At 67.7% G+C, this 16,715-nt stretch carries 19 protein-coding genes and 1 tRNA gene; 16 read left to right on the top strand and 4 right to left on the bottom strand.

The features are described from left to right. Window positions 1-184: 184 nt before the first annotated feature. The 11 genes from EVS83_RS05730 (at window position 185) to EVS83_RS05680 (ending at window position 10,467) form a co-directional block, all read left to right on the top strand. Window positions 185-1,969 (top strand): methanol/ethanol family PQQ-dependent dehydrogenase, encoded by a 1,785-nt coding sequence (locus EVS83_RS05730; RefSeq protein ID WP_208108695.1) that lies wholly within the window; start codon window positions 185-187, stop codon window positions 1,967-1,969. Beyond that, on the top strand, window positions 1,947-2,522 hold the full coding sequence (locus EVS83_RS05725; RefSeq protein ID WP_133500070.1) for a c-type cytochrome: 576 nt from the start codon (window positions 1,947-1,949) through the stop codon (window positions 2,520-2,522). The genes EVS83_RS05730 and EVS83_RS05725 overlap by 23 nt, the downstream gene beginning before the upstream one ends. Beyond that, on the top strand, window positions 2,519-3,532 hold the full coding sequence (gene coxB / locus EVS83_RS15860) for a cytochrome c oxidase subunit II (protein ID WP_133500069.1): 1,014 nt from the start codon (window positions 2,519-2,521) through the stop codon (window positions 3,530-3,532). The genes EVS83_RS05725 and coxB overlap by 4 nt, the downstream gene beginning before the upstream one ends. Beyond that, on the top strand, window positions 3,532-5,430 hold the full coding sequence (gene ctaD, locus EVS83_RS05715) for a cytochrome c oxidase subunit I (RefSeq protein WP_133500068.1): 1,899 nt from the start codon (window positions 3,532-3,534) through the stop codon (window positions 5,428-5,430). Before coxB ends, ctaD begins: the two co-directional genes overlap by 1 nt. Next, window positions 5,430-6,038, top strand: a complete 609-nt coding sequence (locus EVS83_RS05710) for a cytochrome c oxidase subunit 3 (RefSeq protein ID WP_133500067.1) — start codon at window positions 5,430-5,432, stop codon at window positions 6,036-6,038. Before ctaD ends, EVS83_RS05710 begins: the two co-directional genes overlap by 1 nt. Then, window positions 6,029-6,376 carry a hypothetical protein gene (locus EVS83_RS05705; RefSeq protein WP_133500066.1) on the top strand — a complete coding sequence of 116 codons (348 nt, stop codon included), beginning with the start codon at window positions 6,029-6,031 and terminating at the stop codon, window positions 6,374-6,376. Before EVS83_RS05710 ends, EVS83_RS05705 begins: the two co-directional genes overlap by 10 nt. After that, the gene (locus EVS83_RS15855) at window positions 6,364-8,205 is read left to right on the top strand and encodes a PQQ-dependent catabolism-associated beta-propeller protein (protein WP_208108694.1); all 1,842 of its coding nucleotides are present in this window, start codon (window positions 6,364-6,366) and stop codon (window positions 8,203-8,205) included. The genes EVS83_RS05705 and EVS83_RS15855 overlap by 13 nt, the downstream gene beginning before the upstream one ends. Beyond that, window positions 8,181-9,014, top strand: a complete 834-nt coding sequence (locus EVS83_RS05695; protein ID WP_208108693.1) for a substrate-binding domain-containing protein — start codon at window positions 8,181-8,183, stop codon at window positions 9,012-9,014. The genes EVS83_RS15855 and EVS83_RS05695 overlap by 25 nt, the downstream gene beginning before the upstream one ends. 99 nt (window positions 9,015-9,113) lie before the next feature. Continuing rightward, a complete protein-coding gene (locus tag EVS83_RS05690) occupies window positions 9,114-9,464 on the top strand; it encodes an HU family DNA-binding protein (RefSeq protein ID WP_115648051.1) in 351 nt (116 codons plus the stop codon). An 82-nt stretch (window positions 9,465-9,546) separates the two neighbouring features. Then, window positions 9,547-9,837, top strand: a complete 291-nt coding sequence (locus tag EVS83_RS05685) for a hypothetical protein (protein WP_133500065.1) — start codon at window positions 9,547-9,549, stop codon at window positions 9,835-9,837. A gap of 54 nt (window positions 9,838-9,891) precedes the next feature. Continuing rightward, window positions 9,892-10,467, top strand: coding sequence for a hypothetical protein (locus tag EVS83_RS05680; RefSeq protein WP_133500064.1), 576 nt, complete (start codon window positions 9,892-9,894; stop codon window positions 10,465-10,467). Between the two features lie 125 nt (window positions 10,468-10,592). On the opposite strand, the gene EVS83_RS05675 is transcribed toward EVS83_RS05680, so the two are convergent. Then, window positions 10,593-11,369 (bottom strand): glycine zipper domain-containing protein, encoded by a 777-nt coding sequence (locus EVS83_RS05675; RefSeq protein ID WP_133500063.1) that lies wholly within the window; start codon window positions 11,367-11,369, stop codon window positions 10,593-10,595. Window positions 11,370-11,506: 137 nt separating this feature from the next. Here EVS83_RS05675 and metX point away from each other — a divergent pair, with 137 nt between their 5' ends. From metX to EVS83_RS05650, 5 genes are all read left to right on the top strand, one after another. Beyond that, window positions 11,507-12,664, top strand: coding sequence for a homoserine O-acetyltransferase MetX (gene metX / locus EVS83_RS05670; RefSeq protein WP_133500062.1), 1,158 nt, complete (start codon window positions 11,507-11,509; stop codon window positions 12,662-12,664). Then, window positions 12,661-13,260, top strand: a complete 600-nt coding sequence (locus EVS83_RS05665; protein ID WP_208108692.1) for a cysteine dioxygenase family protein — start codon at window positions 12,661-12,663, stop codon at window positions 13,258-13,260. Before metX ends, EVS83_RS05665 begins: the two co-directional genes overlap by 4 nt. Before the next feature lies 1 nt (window position 13,261). Next, window positions 13,262-13,714 (top strand): DUF2214 family protein, encoded by a 453-nt coding sequence (locus EVS83_RS05660; protein WP_133500061.1) that lies wholly within the window; start codon window positions 13,262-13,264, stop codon window positions 13,712-13,714. A 24-nt stretch (window positions 13,715-13,738) separates the two neighbouring features. Continuing rightward, window positions 13,739-13,825 (top strand) — tRNA-Leu (locus EVS83_RS05655). 414 nt (window positions 13,826-14,239) lie between these two features. Then, the gene (locus tag EVS83_RS05650) at window positions 14,240-14,425 is read left to right on the top strand and encodes a hypothetical protein (RefSeq protein ID WP_133500060.1); all 186 of its coding nucleotides are present in this window, start codon (window positions 14,240-14,242) and stop codon (window positions 14,423-14,425) included. On the opposite strand, the gene EVS83_RS05645 is transcribed toward EVS83_RS05650, so the two are convergent. From EVS83_RS05645 to EVS83_RS05635, 3 genes are read right to left on the bottom strand one after another with little or no spacing between them, the layout of a single operon-like run. Next, entirely contained in the window at window positions 14,401-14,895 is a 495-nt protein-coding gene (locus EVS83_RS05645) for an antitoxin Xre/MbcA/ParS toxin-binding domain-containing protein (RefSeq protein WP_133500059.1), read from the bottom strand. The genes EVS83_RS05650 and EVS83_RS05645 overlap by 25 nt on opposite strands. Continuing rightward, window positions 14,888-15,637 carry an SseB family protein gene (locus tag EVS83_RS05640; protein ID WP_133500058.1) on the bottom strand — a complete coding sequence of 250 codons (750 nt, stop codon included), beginning with the start codon at window positions 15,635-15,637 and terminating at the stop codon, window positions 14,888-14,890. The genes EVS83_RS05645 and EVS83_RS05640 overlap by 8 nt, the downstream gene beginning before the upstream one ends. 35 nt (window positions 15,638-15,672) lie before the next feature. Beyond that, a complete protein-coding gene (locus EVS83_RS05635) occupies window positions 15,673-16,599 on the bottom strand; it encodes a DNA-binding protein (RefSeq protein ID WP_166636818.1) in 927 nt (308 codons plus the stop codon). Window positions 16,600-16,715: the final 116 nt, after the last annotated feature.

Below are 16,715 nucleotides of genomic sequence, written 5' to 3'. Positions count from 1 at the left end.
AGATCATCGAAGTCGGGGACACCGCAAAACCGCGGGTCTGAATCGTTCGCGTCGATCACGCTCCATGTATCGGCAACGTCGATTTCGTACGTCAAAGATGACTACGCGTTCACCAGCCGCTTCATAGCGTGTGCGCGGGGTCGCGACACGAGTGCGCGACATCCCGACACAAGGAGACGCGTCCGTGCATCCGCTCTCACGACGCCTGGCGACGGCCGTATTCGTCGCCGGCATCGCAGGCCTCGCTGTTCCGACCACACCCGCCGCACCGTCCGCTACCTCCGGCGACTGGACGATGCCGGCGCACGACTACGCGAGCACGCGATACAGCCCGCTCAACGAGATCACGACGCGCAACGTCGGCAAGCTCGCCGTCGCGTTCACCTTCTCGACGGGCGTCAATCGCGGGCAGGAGGCGGCCCCGATCGTGGTCGGCAACACGATGTACGTCGTCACGCCGTTTCCGAACGTGCTCTACGCGCTCGACCTCACCAAGCCGGGCGCGCCGGCGAAGTGGTCGTACAAGCCCAAGCCCGAGCCGGCATCGCAGGGCGTCGCGTGCTGTGATGTGGTCAACCGCGGCGCGGTGTACTCGCAGGGGCGCGTCTTCTTCAACACGCTCGACGGCAACACGCTCGCCGTTGATGCCGCGACGGGCAAGCCGATCTGGCGAACCAAGCTCGGCGACATCAACAAGGGCGAGACCATCACCATGGCCCCGCTCGTGGTGAAGGGAAAAGTGCTCGTCGGCAATGCCGGCGGCGAGATGGGCGTGCGCGGCTGGCTCGCCGCGCTCGATGCCGGCACCGGCAAGATCGCGTGGAAGGCGTACAGCACAGGGCCGGACAAGGACGTGCTGATCGGCCCGTCGTTCAAGCCGCACTATGCGTCCGATCGCGGCACAGACCTGGGCACGAAGACGTGGCCCGGCGACGCCTGGAAGATCGGCGGCGGCACGGCGTGGGGCTGGATTTCCTACGACCCCGAGACCGACCTGATCTTCTACGGCACGGGCAATCCGGGCCCGTGGAATCCCGATCAGCGCCCCGGCGACAACAAGTGGACGGCCGGCATCTTCGCGCGCGATCCCGACACCGGCGATGCGCGCTGGTTCTACCAGTTCAGCCCGCACGATCTCTACGACTACGACGCCGTCAACGAGAACCTGTTGCTCGAGATGACGATCGCCGGCAAGCGCCGCAAGGTGATCGTGCGTCCCGAGCGCAACGGCTTCGTCTACATCCTCGACCGCGCGACGGGGCAGGTGCTGTCGGCCGACCCCTACGGGCCGGTCAATGCGATGTTGAAGATCGACATGACGACTGGTCGCCCGCAATACAACGCGGAGAAGCAGCCGAAGACAGGCCGTACGACGCGACAGATCTGTCCCGCCGCGCCGGGTATGAAGGACTGGAACCCGTCGTCGTTTTCGCCGCGTACGGGCCTCGTCTACGTGCCGCACAACAACCTGTGCATGGACATGCAGCCGAGCGAGGTGAACTACATCGCGGGCACGCCCTACATCGGCGCGGAAGAGAAGTACTACGCGGGGCCGGGCGGACATCGCGGTGTCGTTACCGCGTGGAATCCGGTGCAGCGACGCGCGATGTGGAAGATCAAGGAGGATCTGCCGGTGTGGAGCGGCACGCTGTCGACCGCCGGCGACGTCGTGTTCTACGGAACGATGGACGGCTGGTTCAAGGCCATCGACGCGCGCAGCGGCGCGCTGCTGTGGAAGTTCCAGACGGGCAGCGGAATCATCGGCCAGCCGATCGCGTATCGCGGCCCGGACGGGCACCAGTACATCGCGATCCTGTCGGGCATCGGGGGCTGGCCCGGCGCGATCGTCACGAACAACCTCGACACGCGCGATGCGACCGCCGCTGCCGGCTGGGGCGCTGCGCTACCTGATCTCAAGCAGAAGACGACGGCCGGAGGGACGCTCTATGTCTTCGCGCTTCCGCATTGAGCCCCTCTTCGCGGCGCTCGCGGCCTGCACGCTCCTCCTCGTCGTGGGCTGCGAGCGCGAGCGCCGCGAATACCACACGCCGCCCAGCGGCGAAGTGCGCGCCGGCCCGCGCCTGACCGACCTGCAGCCCGGCGCGCGCATGCCCGATGCGGTCGATCCGCGCGGCCCGCAGTACCAGGACAACGCCTTCCACGTCACGCAGGGCGGCCGCTGGTTCAAGTGGTTCAACTGCAACGGCTGCCACGCGAACGGCGGCGGCGGCATGGGCCCAGCGCTCATGGACGACGAATGGCGCTACGGCAGCAGCATCGACCAGATCCACGCGACGATCCTCGACGGCCGCCCGAACGGCATGCCGTCGTTCCGCGGCAAGGTGACCGACCAGCAGGCGTGGGAACTCGCGGCGTACGTGCTGTCGCTGTCGGGCAACGTGCGCAAGGACGCGGCGCCGAGTCGCTCCGAGCAGATGCTGGGCGCACCGCCGCCGACACAGACCGCGACGCGCCACCCGAAGGGCGGTGACACGACCGGCGTGCAGGCGCCGCCGCCGTGACAACACGCACGATCCGCACCTGGCTTGCGCCTGCGACCGCGCTGGTCGCGATGACGGCGCTCGCCGGCTGCACCGGCGTGCAGTCCGCCCTCGTCGGTGCGGGCGAGCAGGGCGCCACGATCCGGCAGGTGTGGAACCTGATGCTCGCGGTGTGCGGGACGATGTACGTCGTCGTGCTGATCGCGCTCGGAATCGCGCTGGTGCGGCGTCGCCGCGAACTCGCACGTGAGGGCACCACGCGCGATCGCAGCCTGTCGATCGCGCTGGGCGCGTGGTCGCTGCTCGTCGTCGGTCTGCTGACAGTGCTCGTCGCCGCGAGCTACACCGCGGACCGCCGCATCCGCAGCGGTCATGCGGATCTCGCCGTGCGCGTCACGGCCAAGCAGTGGTGGTGGCAGGTCGATTACCTCGACCAGGACTCGTCGCGCCGATTCACCACCGCGAACGAGCTGCATCTGCCGCGCGATCGCACGGTCCAGGTCGAACTCGTATCCGGCGACGTCATCCACAGCTTCTGGGTGCCCGCGCTGACCGGGAAACACGACCTCGTTCCCGGCCGCACCAATGCACTGATGATCACGCCGCGCGCAGGCGGCTATTACCGCGGCCAGTGCGCGGAGTTCTGCGGGCTTCAGCACGCGAAGATGGCGATGGATGTGCAGGTCGACGACCTCGGTGCCTACCAGGCATGGGCCGATCACCAGCGCACGCCCGCAACGCCGCCGACGACGCCATCCGCTCAGCGCGGCCTCGCGGTGTTCGAGCGCGGTGCGTGTGCGATGTGCCATCGCATTGCCGGCACCACGGCCGGTGGCGTCACCGGGCCGGATCTGACGCACCTTGCCAGCCGCCGCAGCATCGCAGCCGGCACGCTGCCGATGAATCGCGGCAACCTCGCCGCGTGGATCGTCGACCCGCAGCATCCGAAACCCGGCGCGAACATGCCGGCGGTGCCGCTGTCGCCGCAGGACGTGAGCGATCTCGTCGATTACCTGACGGAGTTGAAGTAATGGCGGACCGCGACGCCTCCATCGCGCGTCTCGAGCGCACATGGGCCGACAAACCCGGCCTGATCGGCTGGATTACGACGGTCGACCACAAGCGCGTCGGCCGGCGCTACATCGTCACTGCGTTCGTTTTCTTCGCGCTCGCCGGCCTGCTCGCGCTGATGATCCGCACGCAGCTGATGTTCCCGAACAACACGCTGCTCGGGCCCGACCGCTACAACCAGGTGTTCTCGCTCCACGGCAGCGCGATGATGTTCCTGTTCGCCGTGCCGGTGATGGAAGCGATCGCGATCTACATCGTGCCGCTGATGGTGGGCACGCGCGCGATCTCCTTCCCGCGGCTCAACGCCTTCAGTTACTGGATGTACCTGTTCGGCGGCATCCTGATTTTCGTGTGCTTCCTGCTCGACATCGGGCCGGAAGCGGGGTGGACGGGCTACACGCCGTTGTCGTCGTCGGATTTCTCTCCCGGCAAGCGCACGGATTTCTGGGCGCAGATGATCACGTTCACCGAAGTGGCGGCGCTGTCGATCGCGGTCGAGATCGTCGCGACGGTGATGACGCAGCGCGCACCGGGCATGACCCTCGCGCGAATGCCGCTGTTCGTCTGGTCGATGTTCGTGACCAGCCTGATGGTGATCTTCGCGATGCCGTCGGTGATGCTCGCCAGCACGTTCCTGATCACCGATCGCCTGGTCGGCACGCAGTTCTACAACGCGGCGGAAGGCGGCGACCCGCTGCTGTGGCAACACCTGTTCTGGTTCTTCGGGCATCCGGAGGTCTACATCATCTTCATGCCCGCGCTGGGGATGATCTCGGAGATCGTCGAGGCGTTTTCGCGCCGTCCCATCCTCGCGTATCCGGCGATGGTGCTCTCGCTGATCGCAACCGGTTTCCTCGCGTTCGGGCTGTGGGTGCACCACATGTTCGCAGCGGGCCTGCCGCCGATGGGCAACAGCTTCTACACCGCGGCGAGCATGCTGATCGCGGTTCCCAGCGGCATCCAGGTGTTCGCCTGGATTGCGACCATCGCCACGGGCCGACCCATCCTGCGCGTGCCGATGCTGTACGTGCTCGGCTTCTTCGCGCTGTTCGCCCTCGGCGGCATGACGGGCGTGATGGTCGCTTCGGTGCCACTCGACCTGCAGCTGCACGACACGTATTTCGTCGTCGCCCATTTCCACTACGTGCTCATCGGCGGCGCCGTGTTCCCGCTGCTCGGCGCGATCGTCTACTGGTACCCGAAGATCACCGGTCGTCTCATGGACGAACGTCTCGGCAAGTGGACGTTCTGGCTGCTGTTCGTCGGCTTCAATGTCACGTTCTTCCCGATGCATTACCTCGGCCTCGCCGGCATGCCGCGGCGCGTCTACACCTACCTGCCGGGGCTGGGCTGGGACATCCCCAACATGATCTCGACGCTCGGCTCGTACCTCATCGCCATCAGCGTGCTGATGTACGTGTTCAACGGATTGAAGTCGCTGCGCACTGGTGAGCGTGCGCCGCACGATCCGTGGGGCGCGCCCGATCTCGTATGGGCGACGCCGTCGCCGCCGCCGTCGTACAACTTCGCGGAGATCCCGGTGGTGACCGGTCGGCAGCCGTTATGGGCGGACGACCAGGGCGCGCCGGTCGACGTCATTCCGGTGGTCGAAGGCGTTCGTGACGATCGCCGCGAGGTGCTGCTCACCAGCCCCGTCGACGCCGAGCCGTCGCACCGGTGGGGCATGCCGGAAGCCAGCATCTGGCCGCTGCTGGCCGCGATCGCGATGACCGGCCTCTTCATCTGGACCGTGTTCGAGGAATGGGGCGTCGTCTGGGGCGCGATTCCGGTCGCCATCACGCTGACCGCCTGGTTCTGGCCGAAGAAGTCCGAGAAGAGCCTGAAGGGGGACCGCTGATGCGCACGACGCGCGCTGTCCTCAACGTGGCGAGCCTCAACGACTTCGGTTTCGGCCCACGCACGCTGACCTGGTGGGCCGTGGTCGGCTTCATGCTGATCGAAGGCATGGGCTTCGTGCTCGCGATCGGCGCGTACTACTTCCTGCTGCCGGACGAGGGCGTGTGGCCGCCGACCGCGCCGGTCCCGCCGCTCATGTGGTCGACGATCGTGACCGTGCTCGCGCTGCTGAGCGAGATCCCCAATGTCATCGCGGGCAGGGCGGCAAAACGACTGGACCTGCGCGGCGTTCGCATCGGCCTGGTGGGCGCGATCGTCGCCGGACTGCTGATGCTCGTTGCGCGCTGGTTCGAGTTCGATGCGATGAACGTCCTCTGGCAGCGCAGCGCGTACGGCTCGATCGTCTGGGCGTTGCTGGCGCTGCATACGGTGCACATGCTGACCGACGTCTACGACAGCGTCGTGCTCGCCGCCATCGCGTTCAATCCGAAACACTGGGACGGCCGCAAGTTCTCCGACGCGTCCGACAACGCGATGTACTGGCACTTCATCGTCGGCAGCTGGATCGTGCTCTACCTGGTCATCTACGGGACGCCGCGATGGCTGTGAGCCGACTGCATCGTTCGCGACTCGCGCCGTGGGCGGGCCTGATCGCCAGCATGGTCGCGGAGATCGTGCACCACCAGCTGCTCAGCGACATGCTGCGTTACGACTGCCGCCTCGGCGGGCTGCACAACGGGCTGCTGGTCGGCATCCCCGCGATGGCGCTGATCGTGCTCGGCGGCTGGCTCTCGTGGGCCTCCACGAGCGGCGGCGACCCGTCGATGCCGCATCACCAGACGCGCCGCTTCATCGCGCAGGTGTCGGTCATGATGGCCGTGCTGCTGGCGATCGGCATCGTCTGGCAGACCGCCGCGACACTGCTGGTGCCCGCATGCGCACCCTGATGCGACGCGCGTTCGCCGCCGGGCTCGCCCTGTCGCCCGCGCTCGCACTCGCGCATGGCGACGCCGCCGCGCGACTCGCGGCGCCGCGCTGGACGTTCGATGCAGCCGTCACCGTACCGCTCGCGGTTTCGCTGGTCTGGTACCTCGTCGGTCTGGTGCGTCTCGCGTCGCGAAGCGCGACCACGGCGACGTGGCGGGGCGGGGCGGCCTGGTACCTGTCGGGCTGGGTCGTATTGGCAGGCGCGATCGTCTCGCCGCTGCACGCGGCCGGCGAGCGCTCGTTCGCCGCGCACATGCTCGAGCACGAACTGCTGATGCTGGTCGCCGCGCCGTTGCTGGTGATGTCGCGGCCGCTGGGCGTGATGCTGTGGGCGCTGCCGTGGTCGTGGCGCGTCGCGCTGGCGGCGACCGGCAAGACCTCCGCGGTGTCGGGCGCGTGGCGCTTCCTCACCGCGCCCGTCGCCGCGAGCCTCGTGCAGATGGCCGCGCTGTGGGGCTGGCACGCGCCGCCCGCGTTCGACCGTGCGCTGGCCAACTCCGGCTGGCACATCGCGCAGCACGTGTCGTTCCTGGTGACTGCGCTGCTGGTCTGGTGGGCGATGCTGCATTCGCCACGCACGCAGCGCGGGCTGGTCGTCGGCTGCCTGTTCTTCACCGCGACCGCCAGCGGCGCGCTCGGTGCGCTGATGGCGTTCTCGCACAGCCCCTGGTACGCCGGCTACGCCGCGCTTCGGCTCGACGCCTTCGGCCTGAGTCCCACCGAAGACCAGCAGCTCGCCGGCCTGCTGATGTGGGTGCCCGGCGGGTTGGTGCACGCCGCGGCCGGCATCGCGCTGCTCGCGCGCGGACTCGTCGACGTCCCGTCCCGTACCGTCGGTTCGGTCGGCCTCGCACTGCTCGCCGTACTCGTCGCGCCGCTCGCACGTGCGGAGACGGTCTACGTCAGCGACGAACAGGCCAACGTCGTGCACGTCATCCATGCGTCGAACTGGACGCACAACACCATCGCGACCGGCCGCCGTCCGCGCGGCCTCGAGATGAGCCGCGACGGCCGCCGCCTGCTGATCGCGGCAGGCGACGACGACCGCATCGACGTGATCGACCTCGCCGCGAAGCGCGTCGTCGACCATCTGCCCTCCGGTGCGGACCCGGAGCGTTTCGCGCTGTCGCCGGATGGCAAGCGCCTGTACGTCGCGAACGAGGCGGACTCCAAGGTCTCGGCGGTCGACATCCCCGGCAAGCGCATCGTCGCGGAAGTCGGCGTCGGCGCCGAGCCCGAAGGCATGGCGGTGAGCCCGGACGGTCGCTGGGTGATCGCGACGTCGGAAACCGCGAGCCTCGTGCACTTCATCGACGCGGCGACCATGAAGCTGGTCGACAGCCGCATGGTCGGCACCCGGCCGCGCGATGCGCTGTTCACCCCGGACGGCCGCGGCCTGTGGGTGACGTCGGAAACGCGCGCCACCGCCACGCTGTTCGACATGCGCACACGCACGCCGTCGAAGGTCGTCGATTTCGATCGCGATCCCGGTGCGAACGACACCGTGCAGGCGGTCGGGCTCGCGCTGTCGCCGTCGACGTCGCGGCTGTATGTCGCGCTCGGGCGTGGCGACCGCGTCGGCGAGGTCGACACCGCGAGCGGCCGCATCCTGCGCTACCTGCCGGCGGGGCATCGCGTCTGGGGCATCGCGTTGTCGCGTGATGGCAAGCGCCTCTACACCGCGAACGGGCTGTCGGGCGACGTCGGCGTCGTCGATCTCGCCAGCGGTCGCACCATCACCACCATCCACCCGGGAGGCAAGCCGTGGGGCGTCGCCGTCGGTCCCTGATCCTCGCGCTCGCGCTGCTCGCCGTGCCCGCAGTGCAGGCGCGGGAACTGCGCGTCTGCGCGGACCCGAACAACCTGCCGTTTTCCAAGGAGGACGGCAGCGGTTTCGAGAACCGGATCGTCGCGCTGATCGCCAAGGACCTCGGCGCCGAGGTGCGGTACACGTGGTGGGCGCAGCGCCGCGGCAACGTGCGCAACACGCTCGGCGAGCGCGACTGCGACGTCATTCCCGGCGTCGCCAGCGGGGTGGACATGCTGTCGACCACGCAGCCGTACTACCGGTCCACCTACGTCTTCGTCGCACGCGAAGGCACGCCGTGGGCGACGGTCAACTCGCTCGACGACCCACGCCTGCGCGACGCCACCATCGGTGTGCAGCTGATCGGCGACGACGGCGCGAATCCGCCGCCGGCGCAGGCGCTCGCGCGGCGCGGGCTGCACGAGCACGTGCGCGGGTACACCGTCTACGGCGACTACGCGAATTCCACCCCGCAGAAGCCCATCCTCGACGCGGTCGCGAACGGGGAGGTCGACGTCGCCGTTGTCTGGGGCCCGACCGCCGGCTACTACGCGCGGCAGGCCGGTGCGCCGCTGCGCCTGACGCCGGTCACGCCCTGGCTCGACGGCGCGGAACCGATGGTGTTCGACATCTCGATGGGCGTGCGCCGCGAGGACCGCGCGCTGCGCCGCGAACTCGATACCGCACTGCAGCGCGAGGCGGCCGCGATCGCCGCGATCCTCGACGAATACGGCGTGCCGCGACCGCCGCCGGACACGCCGCAGACGGCGCCTGTCCCGGGCGGACAGTAGCCAAACACCGTTTTTTCGGCCCAAATCGACAAAAACCACTTGCAACGCGGCCGCGGTCGCGCGATAACGCGCATTCCTTCCACCCGGAACCTGCAAACCATGGCGACGAAGAAAGCGAGCGGTGCCTCCAAGATCAAGCCTGTGACCGAGCCGCTGGGCAAGAGCGGTCTCGTCAACTACATCTCCGAGCGCACTGAACTCGCCCCGCGCGACGTCCGCGCCGTCCTGGCGTCCCTCGAAGAGGCGGCCCACGGCTCGCTGCACAAGAAGGGCTGTGGCACCTTCACCTTCCCCGGCATGCTCAAGGTCACGAAGGTCGACGTCCCGGCCAAGCCGAAGCGCAAGGGCATCAACCCGTTCACGAAGGAAGAGCAGTGGTTCGCCGCCAAGCCGGCGAGCGTCAAGCTCAAGGCGCGTCCGCTGAAGAAGCTCAAGGACGCTGCGGTCTGATCCGCATTCGAACCGCCGGCCCCTAAAAGGCCGGCGGTTTTTTTTCGCCTACAAGAAATGCGCTTTCCACCGAGTAACGCTCATGTCCATCGCCTACGAACACGCGCGCGACGCAATCGCAGCTTTGACAGGGGAGGGCACGCTCGTCGATCGACTCGCACTCTCGCACACGTTTCTCGCTCGAATTTCAACGGATCGCGACCTGCCTGAAGTGCTTCGACCACGCTTCGATGAGCTGGTCGCAGACATCGAGTACGGCGCCGACTCAGTGGCCGGTGCCATTGCACTGATGAACGAAACCGATCGCCGGCATTTGGCTGATCGTGTCATTGCGTTGTTTGCCGACGTCGCTCGCGCCTTCCCAAAAGACTGACGGCATCACATCGTCCGACGCGAAACTGCGACCTAGGAGTCTTTGGAGTCTTTCATGCGAGTACGCAACCTAGCTATTCGCCCGGATATTGAGGTCGCGCCTGGTTTCCTCGAGCGACTCGTCGCGCATCTGCCCAGCGACGCGGATCCGACGCTCACGATCCTCAAAGGCCATCTGCTCGTCGAGGAAGTGATCGCATCGACAGTGGGCCATTACTGCGCGGTACCGAACCGGTTAGGTGACCGACTTGGGTTCGCGATCAAGCTCAGGCTCGCTGAAGCTCTTACGGGCTTCGCCAAAGCGGAGCCGGTTTGGAAGGCCTGCGCGGCATTGAACGATCTGCGCAACAAGGTGGCGCATCAGATCGAGCATCCTGAGTTCGCGGCGAAAGTTGGAAAGTTTATTCGCGCCGCGCGGGCCGTCGACGTGCAGGACGCGATGAGCGACGCAAGTGTCAGTCACGTCAGCGAACTCGCCCGCGCAATACTTGCTCTAATCAGCGCGCTGCATCACATGGAGCAAGTTGCGCGAAACACAGTTGTGCTGACGGCCGACCATCCTTTGGCCTTTGAATCAGATGCAGAGCTTTTCGAACCCGTCGTGGTCAAGCCGGTGCGGCGCGCCGAATAACGCCCGAGAGAGCGAAGACGTTGCCGATCTGTTACTTCGCATAATGCCTATTATGTTCGAGGCACGACGCGGCAGGAAAAAGGCGCCGTGCGAGCACGGCGCCTCCGATCCCCCGACGTTAAGGATCAGCGACCGTCGTGGTCGGCGTCACCCGGCAGGATGCGCTCGACGCCGTGCCACGCGTCCTTCACCGCGCCCTTGGCATCGGTCCACGCCAGTCGCGACGTGCCCTTGGCCGCATTCCAACCGCGCTCGAGTTCGCGTTCGGTGTTGTCGTCCCACTGGCCGGTCTTCGACTGGCTGCGTGCGTAGGTGCCGTAGCGATAGGCCGGCTTGTAGTCGTCGAAGCTGTAGTCGGCCTTGTAGTAGTCGGCCTGGTTGAAGCGGTTCTCGTAATAGCGATCGGTCGCGTCATACGTCTTGTACGTGCGATCGCTGCGGTCCCACGCGTCGCGTACGGCGTCGCGCGCCTTGTCCCATGCCAGGCGCGACTCGCCCTTCGCGCTGTCCCAGCCCGACTGCAGGCGATTTTCGGCGCGGTCCCACGCCTCGGTGCGGTTCTCGCTGCGCGCTTCGGTGCCGTAGCGGTAGGCCGGCGCGTAGTCGCGGTCGTAGTCGAGGCTCTTGTCGTAGTACGGGCGGGTCGAGGCATCGCTGCGCCACGCCTCGGTCTCGCCGGTCGGATCGACGCGTTCGCCGACGTTGTGGCCGACCGCCGCGCCCGCGACCGTGCCGATCGCGCCGCCGACCAGCGTGCCGATCGGACCAAACGCGCTGCCGATCGCGGCGCCGACCGCTGCGCCACCGACGCCGCCGACGCCGGTGCCCACCGGGTGCGAACCCGGCGCGCCGGTGATGGGATCGCGATTCATGTCGGTGGTGTCGTTGGTGTTCTTCGCCATGGTGAAACTCCGTGCGGGAGGAATCCCGACTCTCGCTTCGACCGTGTGTAGCGGCGGTCCAAGCGGCCGCAACAGGCCCGTTTGGCGTTCAGGCGGCCGGCGCAGGCACAATTCACGCTGCCGAATGGACTGACGCAATGACCGAATTCATCCCGCCCGGAACGCGATTCGTCGACCTGCCCTCGCCGTTTCCCACGCGCCGCGACGGCGCGCTGCAGGGCGCGCGCATCGCTTACGAAACGTGGGGCACGCTGGACGCCGACGCGGGCAACGCGCTGCTGATCGTCACCGGCCTCTCGCCGGACGCGCATGCCGCGGCGAACGAGGCCGACCCGTCGCCCGGCTGGTGGGAAGCGATGATCGGCCCGGGCAAGCCGATCGATACCGACCGCTGGTTCGTCGTCTGCGTGAACACACTGGGCAGCTGCAAGGGCTCGACCGGCCCGGCGTCGATCAATCCATCGACAGGCGACCTCTATCGCCTCGACTTCCCGCCGCTGTCGATCGAAGACTGCGCCGACGCCGCGGCGCATGTCGTGCGCGCGCTGGGCATCGCGCAGCTCGCCTGCATCGTCGGCAATTCGATGGGCGGCATGGTCGCGCTCGCGTTCCTGCTGCGGCATCCGGGTCTTGCGCGCAACCACATCAACATCTCGGGCGCCGCACGCGCGCTGCCGTTCTCGATCGCGATCCGCTCGCTGCAGCGCGAAGCAATCCGACTCGACCCCAACTGGAACAACGGTCGCTACGACGATTCGACGTACCCCGAATCCGGCATGCGCATGGCGCGCAAGCTCGGCGTCATCACCTATCGCTCCGCGCTGGAGTGGGACGGCCGATTCGGTCGCGTGCGCCTGGATTCCGATCGTCAGGACGGCGATCCCTTCGGCCTCGAATTCGAAGTCGAGAGTTATCTCGAAGCGCACGCGCGACGTTTCGTGCGCCGGTTCGATCCCAACTGCTACCTCTACCTCAGCCGCGCGATGGACTGGTTCGACATCGGCGACTGCTGCGACGACCCGCGCACCGACACACGGTCGGCACTGGCATCGATCCGCCTCGACAAGGCGCTCGTCATCGGCGTGCACACCGACATCCTCTTCCCGCTGCAGCAGCAGGAAGAAGTCGCCGAAGGGCTGTCGGCCGGTGGTGTCGACGCCCGCTTCCTGCCGCTGGAATCGCCGCAGGGCCACGACGCCTTCCTCGTCGACATCGAGCGTTTTGGGCCGGCCGTCCGCAGTTTCCTCGATGCGCTGGAGCCCGTCCGGGACGGCGCGGCTAGAATCCGGGCATGAACGCTGCCGCCGCCCTGCCCGACATTCCCTTCCCCGGTCACGACAAGATGATCGCGGCGCTCGATGCGGCGGTCTGCGCCGGCGACCCGCAGGCGGTGACGCGCGCGGTGCGGCAGACGCTTTGCGACATGATCCGCGACCGCGACGTGCACCTGCCGGCCTGCGTCTACGAACCCATCAGCGATCACTACGCGCGCCGCGAGCTGTATCGCAGCCCGATCCACGGCTACAGCGTCGTCGCAATGACCTGGGGCCCCGGCCAGGGCACGCCCGTGCACGACCACTCGGGCCTGTGGTGCGTCGAAGGCGTCTGGGACGGCGAACTCGAGATCACCCAGTACGAACTGCTCGAACGGGACGGCGAACGGTTCCGCTTCCGTCCCGCCGGCGGCATCCAGGCCGGTCCCGGCAGCGCGGGCAGCCTGATTCCGCCGCACGAGTACCACACCATCCGCAACGCGAGCGACGACCGCGTCGCCGTGTCACTGCACATCTACAAGGCGGAGATGCAGTGCTGTTCGATGTTCGCGCCGCAGGGCGAGCACGAGTGGTACTCGCGCGTCGACCGCACGCTCAGCACGGACGAGGCCTGCTGACGTGTGGCATGACTTCCTGCTGGCGTCGGCGCACCACGTGCTCGTCGTCGGCCTCATCGCGATGCTCGCCGCGCAGATGACGCTGCTTCGCGGCGACGCCGACATCGCGACGCTCCAGCGCCTCGGCAAGCTCGATCGCGGCTACGGCAGCATCGCGGGCCTGCTGCTCGTCGTCGGGCTCGTCCGCGTCTTCCACGGCATCAAGGGCGAGGACTTCTACCTCCACAACCCGTGGTTCCACGCGAAGCTCGGCGCATTCCTGCTCGCCGCCGCGATCTCGATCGTGCCGACGGTGATGTACGCGCGCTGGCGCAAGGCGGCGTCGACCGACCCGTCGTGGCGCCCCGGCAACGTCGCCTGGTCGCGCGCGCGGCTGCTCGTCCGCGTGCAATTCGCGCTGATCGTGGTGATCGTCATCGCCGCGGCCGGCATGGCGCGTTACGGCGGACTCTGACAGCCGGCTATACTTCGCGTCCGCGCCGGAATGGCGGAATCGGTAGACGCAGCGGACTCAAAATCCGCCGCCCTTAAAAGCGTGTGGGTTCGAGTCCCACTTCCGGCACCAGACTGACGGGCCAGCGCCATGCGCTGGTCCGTTTTTCTTTTCGGCGTCGCAACCATTGTCGCTACGCAAATTGCGGTTGCGCTCCGCGCGCCGTGAAGTCGCCGGGCTCGTCCGGGGGTACAGCCGAGATACGTGTAAAAACCGATCACACCTCGCGAAAAAACATTTAAGTTCAATCGGTTACCGCGTTTTCAGTTCAGTGCCTGGATCCTACGGTCGAGGTCGGAAAACTCCGACACTACGAGTCGTAGGCGACTGACGGACCGGCGCTCGTGGCGTCGGCATCCTGCTTGGCATGACGAGCACACGTCCTTTTCGAAGCTGGCTTACGCGCCTGCATGCCTTGGCGCTGCTTGGAGCCGCGAGTCTTTTCGCTGCCTTCGTGCTGGCCATCTATTAACCGGAGACCGACTCATGGACGAGTACATGAAAACGCTTCACGACGCGGTTGATGCCGCCGCCAGCGGCGACCGGCAAGCCCTGTACGTCGCGCAGTGGTTGCTGACCAGCCTGCGTACCCGGGTCGACGCCGACCCGCCTCAACCGCCGTTCGGCAGGTCCCTCCTGGTCCAGCGTCAACGCTCGAACGCGTCGAGGTAGGCGTGGACGACCTGAAGCCCGCCGACCGTGCCGAGGACGGCCATGGGCGTCGGCTGCAGCTGCAGGTGCGCGCCGTGCAGCCACGCAACGACGACCCCGCGGCGCCCCAGCGCGCGTTCCAAGCGGCCACCGAGCGTAACCAGCGCCAAGCAACGGTCCCAGACATCGGTTTCGATCGCGGGCTCGGTATCGCCATGAAGCTCGAGTCCGGTGGCGGTCTCGAAGACCACGGCATCGACCTTGAGCCAGAGTGCGGTGCGCCGGGCGGCCTTCGCCAGAACTTCAGCGTCGCCGGGCGGCGCGGACGCCAGTGCGCCCGCACGGAGGCCTCGCAGGCATACCGTCGACCGGGCTGCTCGTCGGAGCGCGGCGTCGCTGCCCGGTGCCTGCGAGTTGCTCAGGCGACCATCCCCGTTGCGTCGAAGTCGCTTGCCCGCCTCTGGCGGATCTTGGCCGTCGTCCTCAGCCATCGTGCGGACGATCACCCTGGCGCAGTTCGCGCGTCCACGCATGCACCAGGCCCTCGGCCATCGACGGCGGCAACGGCTCGTCCGATCGATAGCTGGCCAGGTCAATGGGCAGCCATGGGATCTGTGGCGAGCCTTCCAGCGCGACGGCGATCGCCCGCGCGGCCCGCTCGACGATCACCAAGGGCGCTTCCAGGATCACGAACAGACGGTCGGCGGAGCCCTCGGCGTCGCTTGGCCGAGCGGCCGCGAGGTGGAAGCGTTGGATCGATTCAATCGGCGCCAAGGCCGACTCGAGCAGGTCGAGCAACCAGGCATCCCGGTGGACGTGCGCCGGGAGAAGCACCATGTCCGGCCCGTCAAACGCGACCGGCGCCGGCGGGGCCAGGCCCTCGTCCAGCAGCGCGCTGACCTCCTCGGGGTACAGGGTCATGCTCTCATCGTTTGGATCGAGCATCAGCGTCGCGCCTCGCGTCGCCTCGAGCAGCTCGCGACCGGGCACCTGCGCTACGCGTGCGTGGCCCTGCGCCGCTGCCTGCGCCTTCGGCAGATCGGTAAAGACCGGAATGACGGTAAGGCCATCGGGACGCGTGAACATCACCAGGTGCATCCGACCCGTGTCGTCCGATCGCGGGAGATGCGCGTACAGCGTCGCGGTCAGCAACGCGCGCAGGTACGCCCCTTCCTGGCTGGGATCGGCCATCGCTTTGGCACGCAGTCGTTCGAGCTCGGTCACCGTGGTCACGGTGATCAGTATTACTTAGATGTCAGCCGAGGACATCACCGGCCCCGCGGGCGGCGCGGGGTCGGTGCGGGTTTCCGCGCCGCCGAGAGCCTGGGCGGTCGAACCGTGGGCTTGAGCGCCAGGTCGAGGCGTCGATGCGCCTCGGCGAGTTGCTGCTCCAGCGTCTCGCGCCGGGCGTGTTCTGCCGCGAGGTCCCGCAGGGTGTCCGCCGCCGCCCCGCGCGTTCGCGCGAGCTCGGCCTCCAACTCGCGCACGCGGGTCGAATGGGCCTTTTCGGCCACCTGCAGCGCTTTCTCGCGCTCGCGTGCCTCCATGCGGGCGCGATCGACCTCGACGTGGGCGCGATCTTCCACCGCTCGGATGTGCGCGGCGTGGGCGTCCCGTGCGGTCTCGGCCTCCCGCAGGAGGGCATCGATGCGATCGCGGAGTTCCTGTGTGGTTCCGGCGGCCCGGTCCAGCCGGGCCAGGGCCTGATCGCGCTGCTGCGCCAGGTCTGCGAGCTGCTGCGCCTGTTGATCGACCAGACGTTGCCGGTCCTCAAGGCGCTGGTGCGCAGTGAGCAGGGCGGCCGCCGCCTCGCTGGCCCGAACCTCCGATACCTCGGCGGCCTGCTGGGCTGCCGCGACCAGGGCGTCGGCCGCGAGCCGGGACGCCGCGAGGCTCGTGCGCTCATCCTCCAGGGCGGCTTCGGCCAGTTCGCGGGCGGACGCGAGCGCCTGCTCCCAGAGTTGTGACGCCAACGCGGCGACCGGCGCCGGCGCCTCGGGCATCGCGACCTTCTCGGCCGACGTAGCGAGCCGGCCGCCGAGCGACTTCCACCAGGCGTCGAGCAGTCGGGTCACGGTGTTGGGCGAACCCGTGCCCAGGAACTGGCGGATCCGGTCGACGGTGGGGCGTTCGCCTTGCGCGAGCAGGGTGTCGGCGGCGCGATCGACGTCGGATTGGGTGATTCCACGGGCCATTTGCGTCTCCTTGTCGGGTGCCCTACTCTCGGATTTATCAACCCGCGATAAGGGATGCTTATCGTGGGTTGAGACGACTAAACGTAGTAGGGAATACATAGTACATATGCATTCAA

The sequence above is a fragment of the Cognatilysobacter terrigena genome, assembly GCF_004361065.1.
Classification (GTDB): domain Bacteria; phylum Pseudomonadota; class Gammaproteobacteria; order Xanthomonadales; family Xanthomonadaceae; genus Cognatilysobacter; species Cognatilysobacter terrigena.
Note: the sequence above shows the minus strand (reverse complement) of the source record. Positions and strands in the feature narration are given on the sequence as shown.